The sequence below is a fragment of the Rhizobium sp. BK538 genome (assembly GCF_014197575.1).
GTDB lineage: Bacteria > Pseudomonadota > Alphaproteobacteria > Rhizobiales > Rhizobiaceae > Rhizobium.
This window is the reverse complement of sequence record NZ_JACIFT010000001.1, coordinates 221,924-243,587: the sequence shown is the minus strand read 5'-3', so window position 1 is coordinate 243,587 and position 21,664 is coordinate 221,924. Positions and strand designations below refer to the sequence as shown.

Below are 21,664 nucleotides of genomic sequence, written 5' to 3'. Positions count from 1 at the left end.
TGAAAGTCAGGCCCCGCAGCACCGGTGAATGCTGTAGTCGTGATTGCGTGCGTTCTGGAACGGGTGGTGTGTCGATTTTCAGCAGCCAACGGCGCTGGTATGGCCGCACCCGCGTCGGAGGTGCGGGATCGGGCGATCTCATAGGGCTCGGCTGTCGTACGCCCATTGAAGCAGCGCCAGTCGCGGGGCTCGCAGTGGCAACAGAGCTGCGAGAACATTTGGCCAGACGAGCAGCGTTTGTTTTTCGATGAGATTGCGCCAAGCCGCGACGTCTGGGACGTAAGCTTCTGCTGCGGTTCCTGTCAGATCGCCCGTCGCAAGGCGATTGACGCCATAGACTTGTTAACGACGCTGTCGATGCTCAACACGGGTTACAAGACGCGCTACCTGAATGAGCGCCTGTTGATGGGCTGGCTGCCGAAAACCTGACCGGCTATTTTGTCCAGCGTGAGCAATGGTGCCAGGGCGGATCGCGGCGAGCTCACTACGGCACTGGACGACTTCCTGCCGCCTTTTCCCGGCTTCTTTCAATATTTCCCGAACCGGCGGAACATGGCGCCCAAACTGCGCGCGCTTATTGACCATGTTCGAGGGCACAGGCGAGCCGTTCCAGGCACAACGCAAGGCGCCCGGTGGCCCATTCGTGAGTGAGGATGACCCGCAAACAACAGTCACAGCCCGACCGGTTCAGGGTCAAACTGGCGAAGTAGCGGGTTTGTAAGCTGAATATGTCGATAAAAGCCAATTTCATCGACATGTTCTCGCAACAGGTCGTCGCCATCGACACATCAGCATGACGTGTCGACAAATCTGCGGACGCCGACATGTCATTCGATCCCAAACGGCCTCACAACGACCTGCCTTCCCTCCCCCGGGGCAATCGCTTAGGGCGTCGTTCCGCCCTCACCGGAACGACCCCTTATAGCGAGATCAGACGGGCTTTCGAGCCGCGACGAAGCGGTTCATGGCATCGAAAGAGAAGGCCGCAATCGGCAGGCCGGTCCCACCCTCCAGTGCCAGGTCGGCGAGAATTTCGCCAACGACGCTAGTGAACTTGAAGCCATGCCCGGAACAGGGTGAGGCGACGACCACATTCGGATTGCCAGGCACGAGGTCAAGCAGGAAATCCTCGCTCGGCAGCATCGTATAGCGGCATGTCACCGCGTTGACGCGTAGCCCGGCGGCGGCAGGCACGCGCTTGGCGATAAAGCCATCGAGCAGTGCCGTGTCGGCATCATTGACCGGCGGATTGGGCTGGTTCGGGTCGATCGGCTCACGAAAATGCGCATGCCGGCCGACCTTCACGCCATCGACGCCGATTGCCGGGAAGCCAAAATACGAACCCTCCATCCCCTCGTCCCTCAGGAAACAGGGCATGCGCTGCGGTTCGGTCGCGAACCCGTCGCGCGGCTGATACCAGGCAACGACCTGGCGGATCGGGACAGCATGCTCTCTCAGTTGCGGAACGAGCTCGCCAATCCAGGAGCCGGTGGCGACCACGACTTTCCTGGCGCGATACTGGCCGACAGCAGAACGGATCGTCACACCACCATCCCCCGGCTCGATAGCGGTTGCACGCTCGCCAAAGTGAAGGACCGCACCGTCCTCGGCCGCCAGTTTGAGATAACCCATCACGGCAGCCTCGGGTCTGAGATAGCCGCCCTGGGGATCAAGGACGGCGATTTCCTCATCGTCCAGCTGAAAGGCAGGAAACCGACGCGCCATATCCGCCTTGTCGAGAACCTCGTGCGGTAACCCATGCGTCCTGCAGGACGCGCGCGTTCCCGCAACGATCTTGCTATCCGCAGTGCCAATTTGAAGGACGCCCGTGATCGTCAATATGTCTGCGCGAAGCTTGGCCTCCAAAGCGCGCCAGTTTCGATAGGCACGCTGCAGCAGCGGTACATAGGAAGGATCCTCGAAATAGCCGAGCCGAATGAGGCGGCTATCTCCATGTGAGGAACTGAGCGCATGGGCCGGAAAATAGGCATCGATCCCGATCGTCCTGGCGCCCCGCGCTGCAAGCAAGGAAAGGGCCGCACTCCCCATGGCGCCAAGCCCGATCACGGCGACGTCGAATTCAGCTGTCATGGCTCATACTCACATCAGTTCGGGCGGCACTTCGTGACGGATAAGGGTCCGAAGCGCCTCTATGTCGCCGGCAAGAGGACGATCGTCGCCGTAGTGGGCAACGACATGGCGTACCGCACTATGGATTGCGTCCGTCCCTTTGGCGCGCGCAGCCGTTGACGCCAGGAAGTCGTGCGCCTGGGCGGCGGCCATCACCTCGATCGCGAGAATGTATTCTGCGTTGTCCGTCACCGAGAGAAGCTTGTTCGCCGCAGCCGTCGGGTGCGCAAGAAAGTCCTCCTGCAGGCCGGAGGTCAGGCCACCATCGGTGGAGGCCGGTGCGGCCATCCTACGGTTCTCGTTGCTCAGCGCAGCCGCAGTGTATTGCGCGATCATGAAGCCGGAGTTGCTGCCGGCATCGCTCGCCAAAAATGGCGGCAGACCGCTGACCAGTGGATTGACGAGCCGGTCCATACGACGCTCGCTCATGGCCGATATCTGCGCAAGCGCGATCGCCAGGCTGTCGGCGGCTTGTGAAAGCGCAGGCGCGACAGCGTGCGCCTCTGAGGAGACAACCGGATTTTCGGGCGTGCCTGAAACCGCCGGGTTGTCGGTCACTGAGGCAAGCTCGCGATCGACAACGTCGGACGCGTTATCAAAGACGTCGCGTGCAGCGCCGTGCGCATGCGGGACCGAGCGCAGGCTCAGTGCATCCTGTGTCCGCTTTCCGAGCGCTGCTGCGATCAGGTCGCTACCATCCAGAAGTCGTCGCAGCGAAGCGCCGACTTTCGCGATTCCGCGCGATGGGCGCAGCGCCAAGACGGCTTCGTCAAAAGCCGCCATCTGGCACCCTGCCGCCTCCAGCGTCAGGGCCGCGACCGCATCGGCCCAGTCGAGCAGATGGCTGGCGCGTGCCAGGGCGACACTGGCTAGGCCTGTTGCACAGGCCGTACCATTGACAAGGCTCAATCCTTCCTTCGCACCGAGCACGAGCGGCTGAAGGCCGATCGCATTCAGGGCCTCGCGGCCATTCATTCGCTTGCCCGCGACCGATGCACGCCCCTCGCCGATCAGGACGAGTGCCGTGTGGGCATTGTGCGTCAGGTAACCGGCCGAGCCCTTAGATGGGATATCCGGCACGCAGTCCCGTTCCAGAAATGCCGCCAGATGACGGATGATATCCGCACGCACGCCGGAATGCCCGTGCGAAAAATTGGCGATTTGCGCAGCGATGATCGCTCGAACCTCGCGCGGCGCCAACAGCTCGCCGACCCCGCAGGCATGGCTCAGGATAATGTTGCGCGACAGCCGGCTCTGGGAGGCGCGATCGACCACCGTATCGGAGAGAGCGCCGACACCTGTATTGATGCCGTAGGCACGCACGCCGGTTTCGACGATCCGTTCGACGATGCGGCTGGCATTGTCCACGCGAGCCCAGGCAGCAGGCGAAAGCGCAAGCGTCTCGCCTGCTGCGACGCGTGCCACGTCGCGCCAGCCGATCCGTGTGTCGATGGTGATGGTCATTGTCCGCTTCCGAAATGGCCGATGAACTGGCGAAAGGCGGGCGAGGCGCCGCCACCGAACATCTCGTCCGGCGCGCCACTGCTTTCGACCAGGCCTTCCTTCATGAAGACAACCCGGTTGGAGACGTTGCGGGCAAAGCTCATCTCGTGGGTGACCACCAACATGGTCATCCCCTCCTCGGCAAGCGCGCGCATGACACGCAACACCTCGCCGACGAGTTCGGGATCGAGGGCGGAGGTCGGCTCATCGAAAAGCATGACCTTCGGCTTCATCGCGAGCGCGCGGGCAATTGCGGCACGCTGCTGCTGGCCGCCGGAGAGATGCGCTGGATAGGCATGTCGCTTGTCGGCTATGCCGACCTTTTCCAAGAGCACCTCTGCTTCGGCGATGCATTCGGCGCGCGGACGCTTAAGGACATGAACCGGTCCCTCGATCACATTCTGCAGGATCGTCATGTGCGACCAGAGATTGAAGGACTGGAAAACCATGCCGAGTTCCGAGCGGATGTGGTCGACCTGTTTCTGGCTTGCGGGGCGGCTCGCGCCGCCCTTGTGGATCATGCGGATCTGCTCGCCATCCACCCAGATCTCGCCGTCGGTTGCTATCTCCAGCAGGTTGATGCAACGCAGGAAGGTCGATTTTCCGGAGCCGGAGGCCCCGAGCAGGGAGATGACGTCGCCATCCTGAGCATCGAGCGAGATGCCACGCAGGACCTCATGCGTGCCGAAGCTCTTGCGGATGTTGCGGACGGAAAGTCGGGTAACGCCTGGCATTGAAAGCTCCAATCGTGTCCGTTCCGCTCTTAGGCTTTCAACGCCGGCGGGATCGCACGGCGGTGTCGCGAGAGCGAATACTCGAGCAGGGACATCGCCTGCAGAATGATGAAGTTGAGAACGAGGTAGATGATGGCCGCACAGAGGAATACTTCCATCGTCCGGTAGGTCTGCGAGATCAGGCGCTGCGCCACGCCGGTCACTTCCCATACCGTGACCAGGCTTGCGAGCGCGGTCGATTTCATCATCAGGACGATCTCGGTGGAATAGGCCGGCAGCGCGTGACGGAAGGCGATCGGCGCTAGAATGCGGCGCACGAGCAGCGCGCCGGACATGCCGATCGAGCGAGCGGCCTCGATCTCACGTGGCGAGACGGCGCGAATGCCACCGCGGAAAATTTCAGCGGAGTAGCCTGCGGTGCACAGCGCCAGAGAAAGCACTGCGCAAACGAACGGTTCGCGCAAGAACGGCCAGAGGAAGGAATAGCGGATGAAACCGAACTGGCCAAGGCCGTAGAAGACGAGGAACATCTGGATCAGCAGCGGCGAGCCGCGAAAGACGAAGATGTATCCCTTGGCAATCGCCGACAGCACCGGATTGCCGCCGACGCGCATCCAGACGATCAGGAGCGCTAGAAGGCCACCAAAGAAGACCGATAGGGAAAACAGAGCCAAGGTCATCGGGACGGCCTTGAGCAGGGTAGTCATCGTTTGAGCAAGAAAAGCGAAATCCATGGTGCTACCTCACGCCTTTCCCATGGCCGCCGTCGGCATGCTGCGATTGGCGCGTCGCTCGGCGCCATTGAAGACCCGGTCAGACAGGCTCGTCAGGATCAGATAGAGGATCCCGCCGACGATGAAGAACAGGAAATATTGTCGCGTGGAACCGGCAGCGACCTGACTGGTGCGCATCAGTTCCGCCAGGCCAGTCACCGAGATCAATGCCGAATCCTTAAGGCTGAGCTGCCAGACGTTGCCGAGACCAGGGATCGCCAAACGCAGCACCTGTGGGATAATGATCCGACGAAACCGCACGCCACGATGCATACCAATGGCAGATGCCGCCTCCAACTCGCCCTTGGAAATGGCAAGGTAGGCTCCGCGGAAAACTTCCGCCTGATAGGCACCGGAGATGATGCCCACAGCTAGTGCACCCGCGAGGAAGGAGGGCAGCCCGAGGAAGCCCTCGTAGCCCATCGCCTTGCCGATCGAGGTGACCGCGGAGGAACCTCCAAAATAGATGAGATAGATGATGAGCAGTTCCGGCACGCCGCGAAAGACGGTCGTGTAGACGTTACCGAGCGCGACGAGCGACGCCTTGCCGGATAGCTTGGCCGCAGAGATTGTCGCACCGAGCACGGCTCCGATCGCAAGCGCGCTTGCAGTCACGGCGAGTGTAATCAACGTGGCGAGCAGAAGCAGCGCGCCCCATCCGGTCGAACCGAATCCAATCAGTTCCAGTGTTGCCATATCACGTTCCCCGCGCCCGCCGCTGTCTCGGCGGTGTCAGAATAGCATGCGGCCCCCGGCATTGAAGCCGGAGACCGGGACGTCCGGCCTCCGCCGGAAATCAGTTCTGCGGGCTGACGTCGACCTTGAACCACTTCATCGACAGGTTCTTCACGGTGCCGTCGGCCAGCGCCGACTTGATCGCTTCGTTGAACTTGTCGCGAAGGTCGGTATCTGCCTGACGGATACCGAGGCCTTCACCTTCGCCCCAGATCGAGCCAACGATTTCAGGGCCGGTAAAGGCCAGCGTATCGTTTGCGGACTGGAAAGCATTGGCGAAGTAGACGGCATCGTCGAAGCCGAGATCGATACGGCCGTTCTGCAGATCGAGATCGCGGTCGGCACCGGTCTTGTATTCGCGGATTTCTGCGATGTCGCCGAAATTGTCGTAAACGAACTTGGCATAGACGGTGGCGGCCTGAATGCCGATCGTCTTGCCCTTGAAGGCTTCCTTCAGCGCATCCACTTCCTTAACGCCGGTCTGGCCGGGCGTCATCTTGATCGTTGCTCCGGTGCCGGCTGCGTTGGCAAGCGGGCTATCCTTGGCCGTCGCAAAGGCTGCCGGCGTCGCAGCGTAGGGGATCGTGAAACCAATGACCTTCTTGCGGTCTTCGGTGATCGACAGTGCATCCATGATGACGTCGAACTTGCCGGCATTGAGCGCAGGAATCATGCCGTCCCAGTCGGAAGCGACGAGCTTGCATTCGATCTTGGCGCGTTCGCACAGAACTTTGGCAAGCTCTGGTTCGAAGCCGCCGAGCGTGCCGTCGGCATTGGTCATGTTCCAAGGCGCATAGGCGCCCTCAAGTGTAATGGTGGCAGTCTTCCAGTCCTTGGCGGCGACAGGAGCGGCGAAGGCCGAAAGCGCAAAGGCGCTGGAAAGAAGAAGCGCGCTGAATTTCATTGGTTCTATCTCCTCTGAAGTGACGATTGACCTTGGGTCCGACACCGGTCTTCGCCGGCTTGCCCGATGCCGACCTTTGCTGGTCGAGCTTTCGAGAGGTTGTATAGGGTACCATATGAGATATTTTGTGTTATGCAAGAGGAAAGTCGATTTATCGAGCGGATTCCGCCGTTGCAAAAGGAATAGGCAATGAAGCGTCCAAGCGAGATGAAGAGGGATAACGATACCGCACCGCTCTACGCCGGTGTCAAGCAGATGATACTCGACCGCATCCACAGCGGCGAGTGGCCTCCGAAGCATCGCGTGCCTTCCGAAAACGAATTGGTCACGGAGCTTGGCGTAAGCAAGATGACCGCCAACCGGGCGCTGCGTGAACTCGCAAGCGAGGGCGAGCTGGTTCGTATTCAGGGCGTTGGCTCCTTTGTCGCGGAGCGCAAGGGCTACTCGGCCTTGTTCGAGGTGCGCAACATCGCCGAAGAGATTGCTGAGCGCGGCCACGTGCATGAGGCCGCGGTGGTGATTTTAGCCCAGGAAGCAGCCTCTCCAGAGACGGCGGACGCGCTGGAGCTCGATATCGGCGCACCCGTCTTTCACTCCTTGATCGTGCACAGCGAAAACGGCGTGCCGGTGCAGATCGAAGACCGTTTCGTCAATCCGGCAGCGGCCCCTGACTACCTGGCGCAGGATTTTGCCTCGCTGACACCCAACGCCTATCTGACGGCGGCCGCCCCGCTCAGCGGATCCGAACACATTGTCGAGGCAGCGATGCCGCAGTCCTGGGAGTGCAAGCTCTTGACCATCCTCAAGAACGAACCATGCCTGGCGATCCGCCGCCGGACCTGGTCAGGGCGCCACGTCGTCTCTACGGCCCGTCTCATCTATCCCGGCAACCGCTACCGGCTGGAGGCCCGCACCGGAAAGGTGTTTGAGGAATAGCCTCAGTTGTATATGGAACATGTGTGCGTTTCCGCACTTGACTAGCCGATCCGCGGATAGCCAAGTGCGACGGCCTTGCGTTCCAAATCCACAAGAGGCTCATAGTCTGCTTCGGAAAGGGTGACAAAATCCGAAAGCGAAAGCGTTTCGCGGACGCGCGCCAAGGAGGGCTCGGTGATCGCCGATTGAAGCGCATCGCGCAGTTGCTCGACCTCGCGATCCGAGGCGCCGCTGGAGGTAATGAAGGGCAGTCCAGGAGCGCTGGCCGTCTCGGCAAGAATGCGCAGACTGGCAAGCCTCTCCGGCGCAAAGCGCCCTATGTTGGCGTAGGTCACACAATCGATTGCGGCAACGTCGGCCCTGCCGGCCGCGACTGCAGCGATGCTCGCCCCATGGCCGCCGGTCTCGATCACCTCGGAAAAGAAGTGTCCACCTTCAGCGAGTGGGGCTATCTCGGCACGGAAGAGATTGCTGCCCGAGTTGCTCTCATGGCTGTTGACTGCGGCACGCAAACCGCGGAGCTCTACAAGCGATCGAGCTGCCGCATTCTTATGAACGACAATGAAACTGCGCATTAAGGGGCCCTCGCAGCCGGGCAGATCGTAGATTGGCGTTGCGACCAGACGAACGGAGCTGCGCAGTCGCTTCGCATAGGGATAACCGCAGGTCTGCGCGAGGATGAGATCTGGATAGAGCCAGGCTTCGTCGTAGGACAACGAACGATCGAGTTCCGTTGGCACGTCGGACAACCCGGCCTCTTCTCGAAGGTAGCCGCTGATGTAGCGCCAGAGCGCAGCAGTCGCCTCCATCAACGGCGGTGGATCGACATACATCGACAGGCTGGCGAGGCGCATTTTCCAAGTCTCTTCGTTGACGCGCCGCGAACATAGTCACGCGCCGACGAATTGCCAATGATATCAGTCAGCGTTGCACATCGAGCCCGATATCCAGCGTTGGGGCGCTGTGCGTACACCAGCCAACCGACACGAGATCAACACCGGAGGCGGCGATTGCAGCGACTGTTGCGGGCGTTACCCGACCCGAGGCCTCGGTGATCGCACGGCCGTTGACGATTGCGACCGCTTCGCGCAGTTGCGTCGGCGTCATATTATCGAGCAGGACTGCATCGACGCCCTCTTCCATAGCCTCCCGCAGCTGCAAAAGCGTGTCCACCTCGACCTCGATCTTGACCATGTGCCCGACGCCAGCGCGGGCGCGGGCGATCGCCGCGGCAACGCCGCCAGCAATGGCTACGTGATTGTCCTTGATCAGGACGGCATCATGAAGTGCAAACCGGTGGTTCATGCCGCCACCTGCGCGAACTGCATATTTTTCCAGAGCCCGCAGCCCGGGCGTCGTCTTGCGGGTGCAGGCAATCGATGCCTTCGTGCCGCTGACAGCTTCGACCAAGCTTGCCGTCACCGTCGCAATGCCAGACAGGTGTCCAAGAAAATTGAGCGCGGTGCGCTCCCCCGTCAGCAAGCCGCGCGAAGGCCCGGTGATCGTGGCAATGGTGTCGCCGGGTTCGACGCGCGACCCGTCCTCCATGTGGCGGGTCATCGTGATTGCGGCCTCGACGAGCTGGAAGGCGAGCTCGGCGGCGTCGAGACCGGCAATGACACCAGGCTGCCGCGCGACCATGACCAAAGACGAGCGATGATCCGCCGGGATAACGGCGGCCGAAGTGATATCGCCGGCTAGGCCCAGATCTTCGACAAGGGCCGCGCGCACCAGCGGTTCGATGACAAGGCGCGGCAAAGGGGCAAGAGACATGTCAGGCACTCCGGGCAAAAGAATGGGTCTCGGCACGCGCGACGTCGAGCACATCGGCGAGCGTCATGAAACGGCGTTCGGCAAGCGGCAGCTGCAGTGGAAAATCGGTGCGCGCGTGTGCGCCGCGGCTCTCCTTGCGCAGCATTGCAAAGACAGCAATCGTCAACGCAACAATCGCCGGATCGGCGGCAGGGCCGCAGGCTTCGGCGAACGGCAACAGGGCCGCGATTGCTCCCTGGAGAGCCCCGGCGTTACGCAGCACGCCAAGGTGGCGCGACACGATCGTGCGCACGCACGAGGCATCTGGCGCTGACACAGGCGGCACTTCCGGCACCGCCCAAACCCGACCCGTCGACGTCCCGCCAAGATCACGGGCAGCCCGCATGCCGAGCGCGGCCGCCTCAAGCAACGAGTTGCTGGCCAGACGATTGGCGCCATGCAGCCCGGTCGAGGCCGCCTCGCCGACCACCCACAGGCCTGGAACCGAGCTGCGTCCCGCCAAATCGGTCGCAACTCCGCCCATGTGGTAGTGAACTGCAGGGCGCACCGGTATGAGATCGATTGCCGGATCGATGCCGGCCTCACGGCATAGCGCCTGGATTGTCGGAAATCGGAGTGCAAAGCGATCGCCGAGCGCGCAACGGGCATCCAAGAAGACATGCCGCCCCAGTGAAATTTCTGCGCTGATGGCGCGCGCAACAACGTCGCGCGGCGCCAGTTCTCCTCCATCGATGCCCGACATAAAGCGTTCGCCCCTGTCGTTGACGAGGACGGCGCCCTCGCCGCGCACCGCCTCGCTGACGAGCGCCAGCGGCCGGCGCGCAGAATCAAGACCCGTCGGGTGAAATTGCACGAATTCCATGTCGGCAAGGCGCGCCCCTGCCCTGGCCGCCAGCGCAAGTCCCTGGCCGAAATTGCACATGGGATTGGTCGTCGCGTCATAGAGCCCGCCGATGCCACCCGTCGCCAGCACCACCCTGTTGGTCATGATGGCGGCAATCTGCGCGCGTCTGGAAACAATCAGACCGTTGACTGAGCCGTCATGGACCATAAGCGAGCGCAACTCGGTTGCTTGAAGTACCGTGATCGAAGGCGTGTTGGCGACCGCTCGTACGAAAGCGGCAACAATCGCAGCACCAGACCCGTCGCCTGACGCATGCACGATGCGTCGACGCGAATGCGCGGCCTCCAGACCAAGTACCAGCCTCCCCAGGCCGTCCCTGTCGAAAGCGACGCCGGCACGCTCCAGGGCTGCAATGGCGGCTGGGCCCTCAGCGATAATCTCGGATGCAGCATGCGGATCACACAGCCCGTCGCCGGCAGCAAGCGTATCGGAAAGGTGTAACTCAGCGCTGTCATCCTCACCAAGACTGGCCGCGATTCCGCCTTGCGCCCAGGCGCTTGATGTCTGCGTCCCAATGGCACCGCGGGTGATGAGAACGACGGGCTGCGGCGCGAGCGTCAATGCCGTCATCAGGCCGGCGAGCCCGCTTCCAACGACGACAACCTGTCCGCTCAACGCGTCGAGAAGCTCGGTCATATCGCAAGCATCCGCTCGACGGCGCGCCGGGCGGCGACGGCAATGTCAGGGTCGACCGTTACCTCGTGGCGATTTTCCTCCAGTGCGGTACGGATGTTGGCGAGCGTGATCCGCTTCATGTGCGGACAAAGATTGCAGGGACGGATGAACTCGACATCGGGATGATGCACCGCGACGTTGTCGCTCATCGAGCACTCGGTCAAGAGAACCACGCGGGCCGGACGCTGCTGCCCGACGAAATCGGACATCACTGCGGTCGATCCGGCGAAGTCCGCCTCGGCGACGACATCTGGCGGACATTCAGGATGCGCCAACACGGTTACACCAGGATAATTCTCGCGCAACTGCCTGACGTCATCGGCCGTAAACAGTTCGTGGACTTCACAATGTCCATGCCAAGCAAGTACCTCGACCATCGTTTCGCGTGCAACGTTACGGGCGAGATACTCGTCCGGGATCATTAGCACCCGCGGTACACCGAGAGACTCGACGACCTGCTTGGCGTTCCCGGATGTGCAGCAGATATCGGATGCTGCCTTCACGGCCGCGGAGGTATTCACATAGGTGATAATAGGCACTCCGGGGTGCGCTTCGCGCAGAAGCGCCACGTCCTGCGGCGTGATCGAATCCGCTAGCGAGCAGCCCGCCCCCATATCCGGGATGAGCACTGTCTTGTTAGGATTGAGGAGCTTGGCCGTTTCGGCCATGAAATGCACCCCGGCAAGCACGATGACGTCAGCCTCGACGTCGATCGCCTTGCGCGCCAGCGCCAAGCTGTCACCGACGATATCGGCGACGCCGTGGAAAATCTCCGGCGTCTGGTAATTGTGTGCGAGAATGACGGCGTTGCGCTGCCGCTTCAGCTTAAGGATCGCCTCGACGTCATCTTCGAACGACATCCACTCCGCCTTGGGAATGACGCGGCGAACGCGCTCATAAAGGGAGGACGCGGAAACGCTGTGGTTCATGGCCGACTCCTGCTTATGCTCTATCTGAGTATATCATGGGCCCATGGATATTCTCATACTGAGCATATGTCAATTGCGGGAGAGCGGCAGTTTTGATCCCGCAAGGGCGCGTTCTTCCAGGAAGACGTGGCTGAGATTGCTCCTGATTAGTGGCAGTCCGGACGTAAATCCGAGGCCACATGGTGCGACAGGTTCAGGAACGACCAAGAAGGACGTCTTCAAGATTCGATGCCTTGTGGATTGGCAGCCAAATATCTCGCGCTCCGGCCGAAACAAAAGGCGGAACATGGTGAGCGCCATGAAGACGAACGACACAAACCCGACGCGTCCCAAAGGCGGCCAAAGGACCTGACGCCGATGGCCAAGAAGCCTGAAGCGCCGACAGGAAGTCGCTGGCACCGCCGACAGTGCAGCCGCCTGGAGCGAAGAGGGAACGCGAGCGTCCGATTGTTAATCCGATTTCGGGCGTCGCACAGTTGACAAGCCGGTTCCGCACCAGTGCGGCACCGTGCGAGCCTTGTGTCGCTGGCAGGTTTAAATTCGCTTCACCGTGCAAGAGAGCCATGCGGCCCGACCGTGAGCGTGACCGGGCCGGGCCTTACGCTTCAATAGCGCGCATCCTCAAGGCCGCAAAATGGATCGACCGGGTTTGTGCCAAGGAAAGGCTTGCGCCCAAGCATGCACTCCACAACGGCCTCCTGCACGGTATCCATGGTCGAGTACGCGTTTATATAGGCTGGTACGCGCGGCGCATCGTAGAGATGATATGGATGACCGAAGGAGATCATCACGGAGGGAATATTCGTCCAGGGTCGATACATGGCCTTGAACAGGCCCCCGCCGCCCATCCGATGCCAGTCGACGAATATCCGGCCCCGTACGAGCAGCGACTCGTCGCCCAGGGCGTAAATTACCAGATCGAAGTCGTCAGGGCTTGGCACGATGTCCGGCCGGTCGATCGTGACTTCAAATCCCTCTTTGGCCAAGAGCTCCGGCAGCAGGAATTTCAGTGGCTGCTGCATGAGCGGATGGATGATGCCTCCATCGACCAACAGGACGCGTTTTGTCTTCGCAGGATCAAGCGGAAAGATGCTGTGGACATCTTTCACAAGCGTGGGTGAGCGAGCGATGTACTCTTTGGAAGCAGCAACGCTGTCGGGATGCGCAAGCAGGTTGCGCGCTTCCGCAGCATCGGGCAGGACATCCGACGGCTGAAAGAGTTTGAGGTGCGCTTTGAGAGCCAGCACGCGAAGAACCGCTTCCTCGAGTCGCTCAGGCGTTATTCGCCCATCTTCGACAGCGGACTTGACCGCTGCCATATCCTCCTCCGGTGCGTCGCTGAAGAGGATCATGTCGCAGCCATTGGCGATAATGTCAGGCATGGTCTTCGTGTGGTGACCCCAGGCCGACAAGCCACCCATCGGCGTAGCGTCAGAGACAATGATGCCATTGAAGCCGAGCTGATCACGGAGAAGATCGATGTTCAGTAACCGCGAAACAGAGGCCGGCCGGAAAGCTTCAAGCCCGGCATCGGGAATCTTAGACCGGACATAGGCCGGTAAGGAAATATGCGCACTCATCACGGCCAGCACGCCCTCGCCGATCAGCCTTCTATAAAGTCGTCCGAACGTTTCTTCCCACTGTTCAATCGAGAGTGGATTGACGGTCGTAACGAGGTGCTGATCGCGGTCGTCGTATCCCTCGCCCGGCCAGTGCTTCGCGGTGGCGGCAATTCCATTCTGCTGGAGGCCGCGAACATGGGCGACGGCGTGGCGCTCAATTCTGTCGACATCCGAACCGTAGGAGCGCGTGCCGACGATCGGTGATCGGAAGGCAGCATTGATGTCCATGACCGGAGTAAAGGACCACCGTACCCCCATTGCTCTACCCTCGCGGGCCAAGATTTCGGAACTTTTTTCGGTCGCCTGGACATCGTCGACGGCGGCGAGACCAAGTTGCCCTAGCACCGGTGTGCCGAAAGCGAAGGAATGGCGGCTTCCTTCCAGATCTGCACTGATGACCGGTGGCACTTTGCTTCTGGCGACGAGGTCTGAGATGACACGCCGCTCAAAGTCGAGGTCCGGCGTGAAAAATCGGGTCACCCCACCCGGCCTCAATGCACCAATGCGCGCGAACTCCTCTTCATCCGTCCCAATCATGATCAAGGTGAAGAGCTGGCCGACTTTGTCGTCGAGATCGAGCGACGCATAAACCTCGCGGACCCAGGCGATCGCGGCGTCATCAAGGTTGAACGGCGGTTTGCGAAGTTCATCGTATATCGTCACAAGTCCCTCCGTGATCAACGCTTTGTGGCGATAGTTGCGTATGCACGCCATGATGGGAAAGCTCTAAGGCGAGCGACTATCCACTCTCTTAGAGCAGAAGGCAATAAGGTCACAAAGCGCTAAAGCGCGCTCGCCTGTTCTCACCGGAGGTATGGGTAACTCTTCCGACGGTTCCCATCATTCAGGTCGGGAGTTCGCATTGGCAGGATGAGGAAAACCGCCAGAATTTTATGTCAAGACTGGGGACTCTCCAACCTCTAACTCATTATAAAGTCAACGTAAATCAGGACACAAGGATGCCTAACGACCTTTCGAGCCGCGTTGGGCCTCGCGCGATCACCACATGCTTTCCAGCCGAAATCATCCGTGCAAGCGACCGCGCATAGCTAGACATAGGTCGAGTGGAGCCTCGCCTGTCGTCTGGTACCAAAGCATCTCGCAGCGACGTACACTTCCATGGTCTTCGCCCAGTGGAGTAAAAAAAGATTGATCCTCGCCTTAGGCGAAGCGAATGCCTGAACCCCCCCGAAAGGTTAAGAACATGAATCGCATTCTCAGCCTCGCTGCAGTCGCAGTCATCTCTTCGATTACCTTCGCGAATGTTACACTTGCCGACAGTCTCGACATGAATACGGCGCACGCGCTCGAAACGACCCTTCGTTCCTACAACGCCACCTTCGACGTCCGCCAGGTCAATAACTGGGACCTTTCTCCGGAGCACCTCACTCGGGGCGGTACCGCGTCAGACCGCTCGACCGGTGCCATCGAAGGGATCCGGTCAGCGATTGAGCAGAACAAACCACTTGCCGGAAAGCTTCACCAGGCCGGCGTAAAGGTATCCAACATCGTCGATGTCGAGCAAGCTGCCGACGGTAGCATCACGTTCTATTCCCGCTGAAACAAACGCGACGTTGGTGGTCCGCGCTAGAGGGGACCACCAACCGATGCCGGTCTCTCGGCCGATAGCTTTTGTGCGTCCAGTTCCCGGATATTATTCAGAGCTGAGGAGCATGAAATGACGCAAGAGGGTAAAATCTCGGCCGTCACCGGGGGCCGTTTAGATTTGTGACTCGTATTCGCGGCTTTCACAGCGGTAGCGAAACAGCTTCGCGGGGCGACCACCCGTTTCGCTCGTCGTATCGCCAGTTTCCTCGACCAGTTCCTGCTGCTCGATCAACCGTCGGAAATTCTGCTTGTGGAGCGTTAGCCCAGCCAGAGCTTCAACGCTGCGCTGCAGTTGCAGCAAGGTGAAGCTCTCCGGCATCAACTCGAAGACAACGGGCCGGTACTTGATCTTTGCCCGCAATCGCGCAATGCCGGTTGCAAGAATGCGCCGATGGTCGGCAAACATCGGCCGACCCGGATTTACGTCCGACAGGCAGCCAGCCTCCTTCACAAGACCCGCCTCGTAAAGGATCTCATAGCGCTGCAGCACCAGGTCTTCGTTCCACGCGACCTCGCCCAATCCAAAAGCGACATTCGTCCGACGCATCCGCTCCTCCTGACGGATGGGGTCGCGCTTTGCCCACGCAACGAGATGCGCGACGATATCGTCAAGGACCGCAGGGCGTCCGGCGCGCCAGTCCTCCCAGGGAAAATAGCTGTACCAGCCATGCCAGGCGGGCCCACCAGCGCCTGTTGCGGCCTGCTCCCGGACCAGACCGAGATAGCTGATCGAGATCGTCCTGCCGCCGAGGATCTCATTGTTTCGGTCGCGATCAGCGAAGGTATAGAGCTGCTCCAGATAGCCGACCGGATGGCCTGTCTGCTCCTGAACCCATTCACGCAAACCACTCTGCAGGGTACGATGCCCCATTTCGAACGGCCCAGAAGGTAGAGCCTCTCCGGACCGGATCGTCATCACACGCGGCTCGCCGCCTGTCACCGCAACGAGCACGGCTATCAATTCGGCATGTGCAAACCCGATCGTCAAGAAAAGTACGCCTCCTGTTGTCAGACCAGCAATCTCTGGCACAACGAACAAACTTGAGGAAGCATATCCGGGCGTTAATATACTTGAATCTGCCGGTCGATCGCCGCTTAGCGCAGGAACTGCCTGAAGCGGCGCAGCGCGAGATCGAAAAAGATGGCGCCAATCGCCACGAGCGCGGCAAGCTGCGGCCACACCACGGCAAGGCCGGCCCCGCGAAAGAGAACGGCCTGCGATAAGATCACGAAGTGCGTATTTGGCGCTGCGAGCATGCTGTTCTGGATAATCTCAGGCATGCTTTCGCGCGGGGTCGTACCGCCGGAGAGCAACTGAAGGGGGATCAGCACCAACATCAGGAGCAAGCCGAACTGCGGCATCGAGCCTTGCGACGGTCGCAAGGAAAATGCCCAGGCAGGTGGTGGCGAATACGACAAGTGCAGTACCAATCACAAAGAGTGCAAAGGAGCCTTCAATTGGCACCTTGAGCAGCCCCTGGACGATAAAGATCAGGGAGAATGTGGAGGCGGCAACGACAATCAGACCCATCGACCATATCTTGCTCAGCATAATCTCCAGCGGCGTGATGGGCATGACGAGCAGATGCTCGATCGTGCCGTGTTCGCGCTCGCGGATCAGTGCCGCACCGGTCAGGATGATCGAAAGCATCGTAATTGAAGAAATGACATTATTGATCGAGCCGAACCAACTCTTATCCAACTCCGGATTGAACCGGGATCGCAGCGTCAGCGCGACGGATACCTGCTCGCCACCGCGATATCGATTGACGAACTCGTTAACCTCGCCCGAGACGATCGACTGAACATAGCCGCTGCCAGTGAACGCCTGTGATATACGCGTCGCATCGACATTCAGCTGGATGCTCGGCGATCGACCAGCAAGCACGTCCCTCTGAAAATTCGGTGGAATGACGAGTGCAAACGTGTCCAGCCCGGCATCCATGCGGCGATCGACCTCCTGGAGCGCAATGACGCGCGGAACAACGAAATAGGGTGAATAGAATGCCGTTATGATCCGCGCGGAGAGCGGCGACTGGTCCTCATCGACAATAGCGATCGCAGCCCGATTTAGCGTTTCGGGCAGAGAGTTCGACGCCGTGTATATCGACACCGTGAAGGAATAAATAATCAGTACGAGTAGCATCGGATCGCGTGCGACACCCCAGAGCTCCTTGATCCCCAGCCGATAAACACTGGCCACACGCATGGTCAGTTCGCCTGTTTCTTCAAAAGCGCTGCTAAGCACATCAGAATCGGGGCGGCAATCAGCAATGGCATGAAGGAATAGACCAAGTCGCTAAAGCCCCAGAGCCTTGGAGAAGGTCCCCCACGAGATCGTGACAAAGTGGGCGGCGGGATAAATCTTCCCGATGAAGGCGCCCACCCCTTGTAGTGATGATAGGGGGTCGATCATACCCGAATACTGGACTGCCGGAATGAGGGTTATCAGGGCTGTGCCGAAAATCGCGGCGATCTGACTGCTCATGAAGGCTGAAATAAGCAGCCCCCCTGTTGTTATCGTGACGTAGATCAGCGCTGCGAGGGTGAACGTCAGGAAGCTGCCGGTGAAAGGGACACGAAAGATGAATACCGCGAACGCGCTCAACATGAAAAAGTTGAGCATCGCGAGAGCGATATAGGGCAATGCTTGCCAAACAGGAACTCGATGCGAGTAACCGGGGTCACGTAAAAATTGATGATGGAGCCGAGCTCCTTTTCGCGCACGACGCTGAGGCCGGCAGCATTGCGGGGATCATCATCAGCAGGAGCGGAATGACACCGGGGACCATAGCAACAAGGCTTTGGACGTCCGGATTGTAGCGGTAGCGAATGTCCAGCTGAAAATTTGCGGTGGCAGCCGTGGCTCCGGCCGCTCTTGCGCTTTGCGCGCGAGCCATTCTGCGTGCATTCCCTCCACGTAGCCCCGGACCGTTTCGGCTCGGCTCGGCATGGCTCGGCATGGCGCCATCGATCCAGGCCCCTATCTCGACGCTTCGTCCACGCGAGACATCCCCGCCGAAACCGGGCGGGATTTCGATCGCAAGGCTGAGCTCCCCTGATCTCATTGGACGGTCCATATCCGCATAGTCGATGATTGGCGGCCTTTCATCGAAGTACCGGGAGCCGGATATCTGCAAGACGTAGTCCTGGCTGATCGTTGTGTCATCACGGTCGAGTACAGCGAAGGAAAGGTTTTCGACATCCATGTTGATGCCATAGCCAATGACGAACATCAAAATGACACTGCCGACCACCGCAAGCGTCGCACGAATGGGATCGCGTCTGAGTTCAAGCGCTTCGCAGCGCGTGTAGGCAAACATCCTTCGAAAATCGAAAAGTCGCCCCAGCCCACCGGCCGCTGCTTGCCCCGCGGCATCGCCTGTCTGCACATTCGCAGCCAGTTCTTCTTTGCCGGCATGCCGACCTATCAAACTGAAGCGAATACCCGATCACGATCTGTGGTTGATCACAACAATAACAGTAATTTGACGTTTCAATAATCACGAATCTGCCGGATGGCCGCATCTTCAATGCGTTGTGCCACGCCCAGGACGCCAAATAAAAACGAATCAACACAATTGATCCGATCAATTATCTCCGTTAGGTTGATCGCTAGCATAATAGTCGCGCAACAACCGGCGTTGGAAGGAGAGAACCATGAAAGATGGACCCCATGCAGTTGATGTTCACGTCGGGAAGACGATCCGCATAAAGCGTCTGATGCGGAAGGTATCGCAGACCGAGCTTGGCGATCGGGTCGGCGTCACGTTTCAACAGATTCAAAAATACGAAAAGGGATCCAACCGTGTTTCCGCGAGCATGCTGGTTGAGATTGCCGGCGCGCTCGATGTCGACGTCCGATCTTTCTTCGAGGACGTTAACCCCGGCACCGCCAACGACAATCCCACGCCCAGCGAGGAATTCGTCGTCTCCCGTGACGGCGTATTGCTTAACGCCGCGTTTCTGTCGATCAAGAACGAACAGGTTCGCAAGAAGATCGTAAAGCTCGTGCAGGCAATTGCCGGCATGGAACTGGACGATGCTCAATAGCTTTCTGGTCGGAGTTGGACGGTCCGAACGTTAGTGACAGTCGAGAAGCACGAGGTTCTCGCTGGCATCTTTCATTGCGACCTGCGTCTTCTTGCCGATCAGCTTTTCGAGATTGACGTCGAGCTCGCGTTCGGGGTCAATGCCGTCCCAATCGATCACGACCTGAAGAAGAGCCATGTTGGTCAAGTGCATCAAATTATGCAGCTTGAGCTTCTGGGCTTCATCTTTCGCTGCCGAGAGTAACCGGAATATTCTGGCATACTCGCTACCCGTTCCCTCATCCCTCGTCAGAATGTTCATTGCCACCGCCTTCACCTTCTCTGCTGATGAGCCTTCCGGGCTTCAACGAGATCCATCATTCTGGTCAGGCGTTACTCGGGCGTTACAGGCGTGACGGCCCCCGTGATTTCCGCCCGCAAGTGCTCCCAGTGTGAGGTGGCGGCAAAACCCCAGTCACGCTCCTGAACGGCAAACTCCACGTCTTGCAGATACTGCAGGACGAGTTCGGCATCCTGACGCTTGCGCTCAATTTTGGCTGCTCGGATCATCCGCAGGATCGACTTGGCGCGGTCCCCACTGGCGAAAGTGCAGCCCTCGACGACCTTGGGATAGGTACGCTGCGAAAAATGAAGCGCGCGGCCGGCAAGCAACAGCATCTTGTGTTCGGCAAGCGATAGAGCGCCCTGCCGGTACAGCCCGTCGATCGTCGGCTGAAAATCGACCCACGGGATGGAGAGCGGCAGCCAGCCGAATTCTTCGGGCGCGTGCACGAGCGCCACAGCCTCGTCGTCAATCAGGCGACCTTCCGCGTAATCCTCGTAGATCGAACCCAGACCGACCATGCCGAACGCTGCGCATTCGGCCGCGCGCAGCGCCCCCATGCTGGCGCCGCCCGCAACGACGACATTGTGCTGCAATGCGTAGAGGATCTCCTTGTGCCATACCGAGGGCACTTCCCCGAAGTAGCCATCGACAATCCCAATTGCCCGTGCGCCGTCCTGCACGGCCTGCAATATGTCACCACGCGCGGCCGGCCCGCGAAAGTCGATCGAAGGGTTCTCGTCTCGAAGACTGCCAATATCGGCGCCAAAGCTCGGGCCTGCGAAGATGACCTTCATTGCATTGCTCCCTGCATAGCGTTGACGGCGCGCAACCCGAGTTGAATGAATTCGCCGCTGACATCCACCTCGAGGCCAGGAACGATCATGCGGATGACTGAAACCGGCAGGCATGGGTGGGGAAGCGGCACGGCCACCACCTGATCGATACCTTTCGCCTTCAGGCGATCGAGAATGTGGCTGATATTTTCCTGGATGCTGCGCGGCGCCGTTTCGAAAGAAAATTTGGGAGCGACGGGCGCTTCGTCGCAGAGATTGATGAGTTCCTCCATCGGGCCGCCGTTGTCGAGCCTCTGGTAAAGACGCGGAGAAAAGTCGTCGCGGCTACCGGCAATCGCGGTCAAACGGCTCTGTGCCGCCTCAGTGATTGCGCGGAGCGCTGCGCGAATAGGATCGGGGTGGCAGCCGCATCCTCCGCAGACATGGGTCCAGCGCGTATCCACACGCTCCCCAAGATTGCCGGGAATGATAACTGCCAGAAAACTGGGGACGCCAATGTCGGTCGTCATGTCGAGCAGCAGGAGACGCATTCCTGCGCGCCTGATGCGATCTACGACAATATCCAGGACAGGATCGCCGAAGGCGGCCGGATCGATCCGCGTGCCACACAGTTGCTCGTGCGGGCGCAACTGCGTCAGTGCCCAGGCGTCACGTTCAACCAGCTCGCAAAGCCCGTGAAGCACAGCTTCCGCCGGTCGATTTCCGGATGCCAGACCATCACTCGACTGCTCGAACCCGCAGGGACGGACGCCCCGATGATCGAGACCGACGAGCGGCCAGGGCACGAACACAGGGCGGCCGGACATGATGTCCAGACCTTCGCTCCAGGCGATCGGCTGCGAACCGATCTCGGAGGGAACGCAGCGCGCGACCGAATCAAGGTCGATCATCGGCGCATGTTCGGCCTTCATTCCGTGCAGCGTCGCCATCACCAGGTCGCTCGGCTGCATCTCAGCAATGCGCGTCTCGACAGCTTCCATCGCAGCCGAAGTCATAGCGGCCTCTTCGTCGATGCCTTTTCCCTGAAAAACTGAAAGCGTGTAGCTGTTTGGCCGCGTCGCGAAAGCAACGGGGATCTCGACGAGGTCGAGCGCAGTGAGCAAACCCACCCGCGTAATGCCAAGTTCCTTGAAGTGCGGTTTGATGGCCGCGAATGTCTGCCCAGGCGTCAGTGAGCGGTCGTGATAGCTATTGATGCCGGCCGATGAAAGACTGAGATCTTGCGCCAGGCGCTCGAGTGCGGTCTGAACAGACATTCGCATCGACC

20 protein-coding genes and 3 pseudogenes are annotated in these 21,664 nt (G+C 59.9%); 5 read left to right on the top strand and 18 right to left on the bottom strand.

The features are described 5' to 3' along the window. Positions 1 to 210 precede the first annotated feature (210 nt). Both FHX09_RS01190 and FHX09_RS29550 read left to right on the top strand, forming a co-directional pair. Positions 211 to 470 (top strand): annotated as a pseudogene (locus FHX09_RS01190) (Curdlan synthase); the annotation flags it as partial. 1 nt (position 471) lies between these two features. Continuing rightward, positions 472 to 651 (top strand): annotated as a pseudogene (locus FHX09_RS29550) (hypothetical protein); the annotation flags it as partial. A 279-nt stretch (positions 652 to 930) separates the two neighbouring features. Here FHX09_RS29550 and solA read toward each other — a convergent pair. The 6 genes from solA to FHX09_RS01160 all read right to left on the bottom strand — a co-directional run bounded on the left by solA (position 931) and on the right by FHX09_RS01160 (position 6,779). Further along, on the bottom strand, positions 931 to 2,091 hold the full coding sequence (gene solA, locus FHX09_RS01185) for an N-methyl-L-tryptophan oxidase (RefSeq protein ID WP_184449099.1): 1,161 nt from the start codon (positions 2,089 to 2,091) through the stop codon (positions 931 to 933). A gap of 9 nt (positions 2,092 to 2,100) precedes the next feature. After that, positions 2,101 to 3,594: a histidine ammonia-lyase gene (gene hutH / locus FHX09_RS01180; protein WP_184449097.1), complete on the bottom strand. Its 1,494-nt coding sequence runs from the start codon at positions 3,592 to 3,594 to the stop codon at positions 2,101 to 2,103. Beyond that, positions 3,591 to 4,367, bottom strand: coding sequence for an ATP-binding cassette domain-containing protein (locus FHX09_RS01175; RefSeq protein ID WP_007795667.1), 777 nt, complete (start codon positions 4,365 to 4,367; stop codon positions 3,591 to 3,593). Before FHX09_RS01175 ends, hutH begins: the two co-directional genes overlap by 4 nt. Before the next feature lie 29 nt (positions 4,368 to 4,396). Then, entirely contained in the window at positions 4,397 to 5,101 is a 705-nt protein-coding gene (locus tag FHX09_RS01170) for an ABC transporter permease subunit (RefSeq protein WP_007795665.1), read from the bottom strand. A gap of 9 nt (positions 5,102 to 5,110) precedes the next feature. Then, the gene (locus FHX09_RS01165; protein ID WP_007795662.1) at positions 5,111 to 5,836 is read right to left on the bottom strand and encodes an ABC transporter permease subunit; all 726 of its coding nucleotides are present in this window, start codon (positions 5,834 to 5,836) and stop codon (positions 5,111 to 5,113) included. Positions 5,837 to 5,936: 100 nt separating this feature from the next. Then, positions 5,937 to 6,779 carry a transporter substrate-binding domain-containing protein gene (locus FHX09_RS01160; RefSeq protein WP_007795659.1) on the bottom strand — a complete coding sequence of 281 codons (843 nt, stop codon included), beginning with the start codon at positions 6,777 to 6,779 and terminating at the stop codon, positions 5,937 to 5,939. Positions 6,780 to 6,968: 189 nt separating this feature from the next. Here FHX09_RS01160 and hutC point away from each other — a divergent pair, with 189 nt between their 5' ends. Beyond that, positions 6,969 to 7,715, top strand: coding sequence for a histidine utilization repressor (hutC, locus tag FHX09_RS01155; protein WP_132588012.1), 747 nt, complete (start codon positions 6,969 to 6,971; stop codon positions 7,713 to 7,715). A 41-nt stretch (positions 7,716 to 7,756) separates the two neighbouring features. Here the strand turns inward: hutC and FHX09_RS01150 are convergent, their stop codons facing one another. From FHX09_RS01150 to FHX09_RS01130, 5 genes are all read right to left on the bottom strand, one after another. Further along, positions 7,757 to 8,569, bottom strand: a complete 813-nt coding sequence (locus FHX09_RS01150; RefSeq protein WP_132588013.1) for a PhnD/SsuA/transferrin family substrate-binding protein — start codon at positions 8,567 to 8,569, stop codon at positions 7,757 to 7,759. Positions 8,570 to 8,636: 67 nt separating this feature from the next. Further along, the gene (gene nadC / locus FHX09_RS01145) at positions 8,637 to 9,488 is read right to left on the bottom strand and encodes a carboxylating nicotinate-nucleotide diphosphorylase (protein WP_183718755.1); all 852 of its coding nucleotides are present in this window, start codon (positions 9,486 to 9,488) and stop codon (positions 8,637 to 8,639) included. Position 9,489: 1 nt separating this feature from the next. Then, positions 9,490 to 11,028, bottom strand: a complete 1,539-nt coding sequence (locus tag FHX09_RS01140) for an L-aspartate oxidase (RefSeq protein ID WP_184449095.1) — start codon at positions 11,026 to 11,028, stop codon at positions 9,490 to 9,492. After that, complete coding sequence (gene nadA / locus FHX09_RS01135) at positions 11,025 to 11,996, bottom strand: quinolinate synthase NadA (protein WP_132588015.1); 972 nt, start codon at positions 11,994 to 11,996, stop codon at positions 11,025 to 11,027. The genes FHX09_RS01140 and nadA overlap by 4 nt, the downstream gene beginning before the upstream one ends. 605 nt (positions 11,997 to 12,601) lie before the next feature. Next, complete coding sequence (locus FHX09_RS01130; protein WP_132588016.1) at positions 12,602 to 14,281, bottom strand: glycoside hydrolase family 3 N-terminal domain-containing protein; 1,680 nt, start codon at positions 14,279 to 14,281, stop codon at positions 12,602 to 12,604. 541 nt (positions 14,282 to 14,822) lie between these two features. Here FHX09_RS01130 and FHX09_RS01125 point away from each other — a divergent pair. Continuing rightward, a complete protein-coding gene (locus FHX09_RS01125; protein ID WP_132588017.1) occupies positions 14,823 to 15,179 on the top strand; it encodes a hypothetical protein in 357 nt (118 codons plus the stop codon). A gap of 159 nt (positions 15,180 to 15,338) precedes the next feature. Here FHX09_RS01125 and FHX09_RS01120 read toward each other — a convergent pair whose 3' ends face one another. The 4 genes and pseudogenes from FHX09_RS01120 to FHX09_RS01105 all read right to left on the bottom strand — a co-directional run bounded on the left by FHX09_RS01120 (position 15,339) and on the right by FHX09_RS01105 (position 18,549). Beyond that, on the bottom strand, positions 15,339 to 16,214 hold the full coding sequence (locus tag FHX09_RS01120) for a hypothetical protein (protein ID WP_132588018.1): 876 nt from the start codon (positions 16,212 to 16,214) through the stop codon (positions 15,339 to 15,341). Between the two features lie 107 nt (positions 16,215 to 16,321). Beyond that, positions 16,322 to 17,435 (bottom strand): annotated as a pseudogene (locus FHX09_RS01115) (ABC transporter permease). A 90-nt stretch (positions 17,436 to 17,525) separates the two neighbouring features. Then, entirely contained in the window at positions 17,526 to 17,873 is a 348-nt protein-coding gene (locus tag FHX09_RS29545; protein ID WP_184449091.1) for an ABC transporter permease, read from the bottom strand. Between the two features lie 37 nt (positions 17,874 to 17,910). Beyond that, positions 17,911 to 18,549, bottom strand: a complete 639-nt coding sequence (locus FHX09_RS01105) for an ABC transporter permease (RefSeq protein WP_184449089.1) — start codon at positions 18,547 to 18,549, stop codon at positions 17,911 to 17,913. 337 nt (positions 18,550 to 18,886) lie between these two features. Between FHX09_RS01105 and FHX09_RS01100 the strand changes: the two genes are divergently transcribed. Then, on the top strand, positions 18,887 to 19,279 hold the full coding sequence (locus tag FHX09_RS01100) for a helix-turn-helix transcriptional regulator (RefSeq protein WP_007795623.1): 393 nt from the start codon (positions 18,887 to 18,889) through the stop codon (positions 19,277 to 19,279). Positions 19,280 to 19,309: 30 nt separating this feature from the next. Here the strand turns inward: FHX09_RS01100 and FHX09_RS01095 are convergent, their stop codons facing one another. The 3 genes from FHX09_RS01095 to FHX09_RS01085 form a co-directional block, all read right to left on the bottom strand. After that, on the bottom strand, positions 19,310 to 19,579 hold the full coding sequence (locus FHX09_RS01095) for a hypothetical protein (protein ID WP_007795619.1): 270 nt from the start codon (positions 19,577 to 19,579) through the stop codon (positions 19,310 to 19,312). A 71-nt stretch (positions 19,580 to 19,650) separates the two neighbouring features. Beyond that, complete coding sequence (locus FHX09_RS01090; RefSeq protein WP_132588021.1) at positions 19,651 to 20,397, bottom strand: TfuA-like protein; 747 nt, start codon at positions 20,395 to 20,397, stop codon at positions 19,651 to 19,653. Beyond that, positions 20,394 to 21,653, bottom strand: a complete 1,260-nt coding sequence (locus FHX09_RS01085; RefSeq protein WP_132588022.1) for a YcaO-like family protein — start codon at positions 21,651 to 21,653, stop codon at positions 20,394 to 20,396. The genes FHX09_RS01090 and FHX09_RS01085 overlap by 4 nt, the downstream gene beginning before the upstream one ends. Positions 21,654 to 21,664 lie beyond the last annotated feature (11 nt).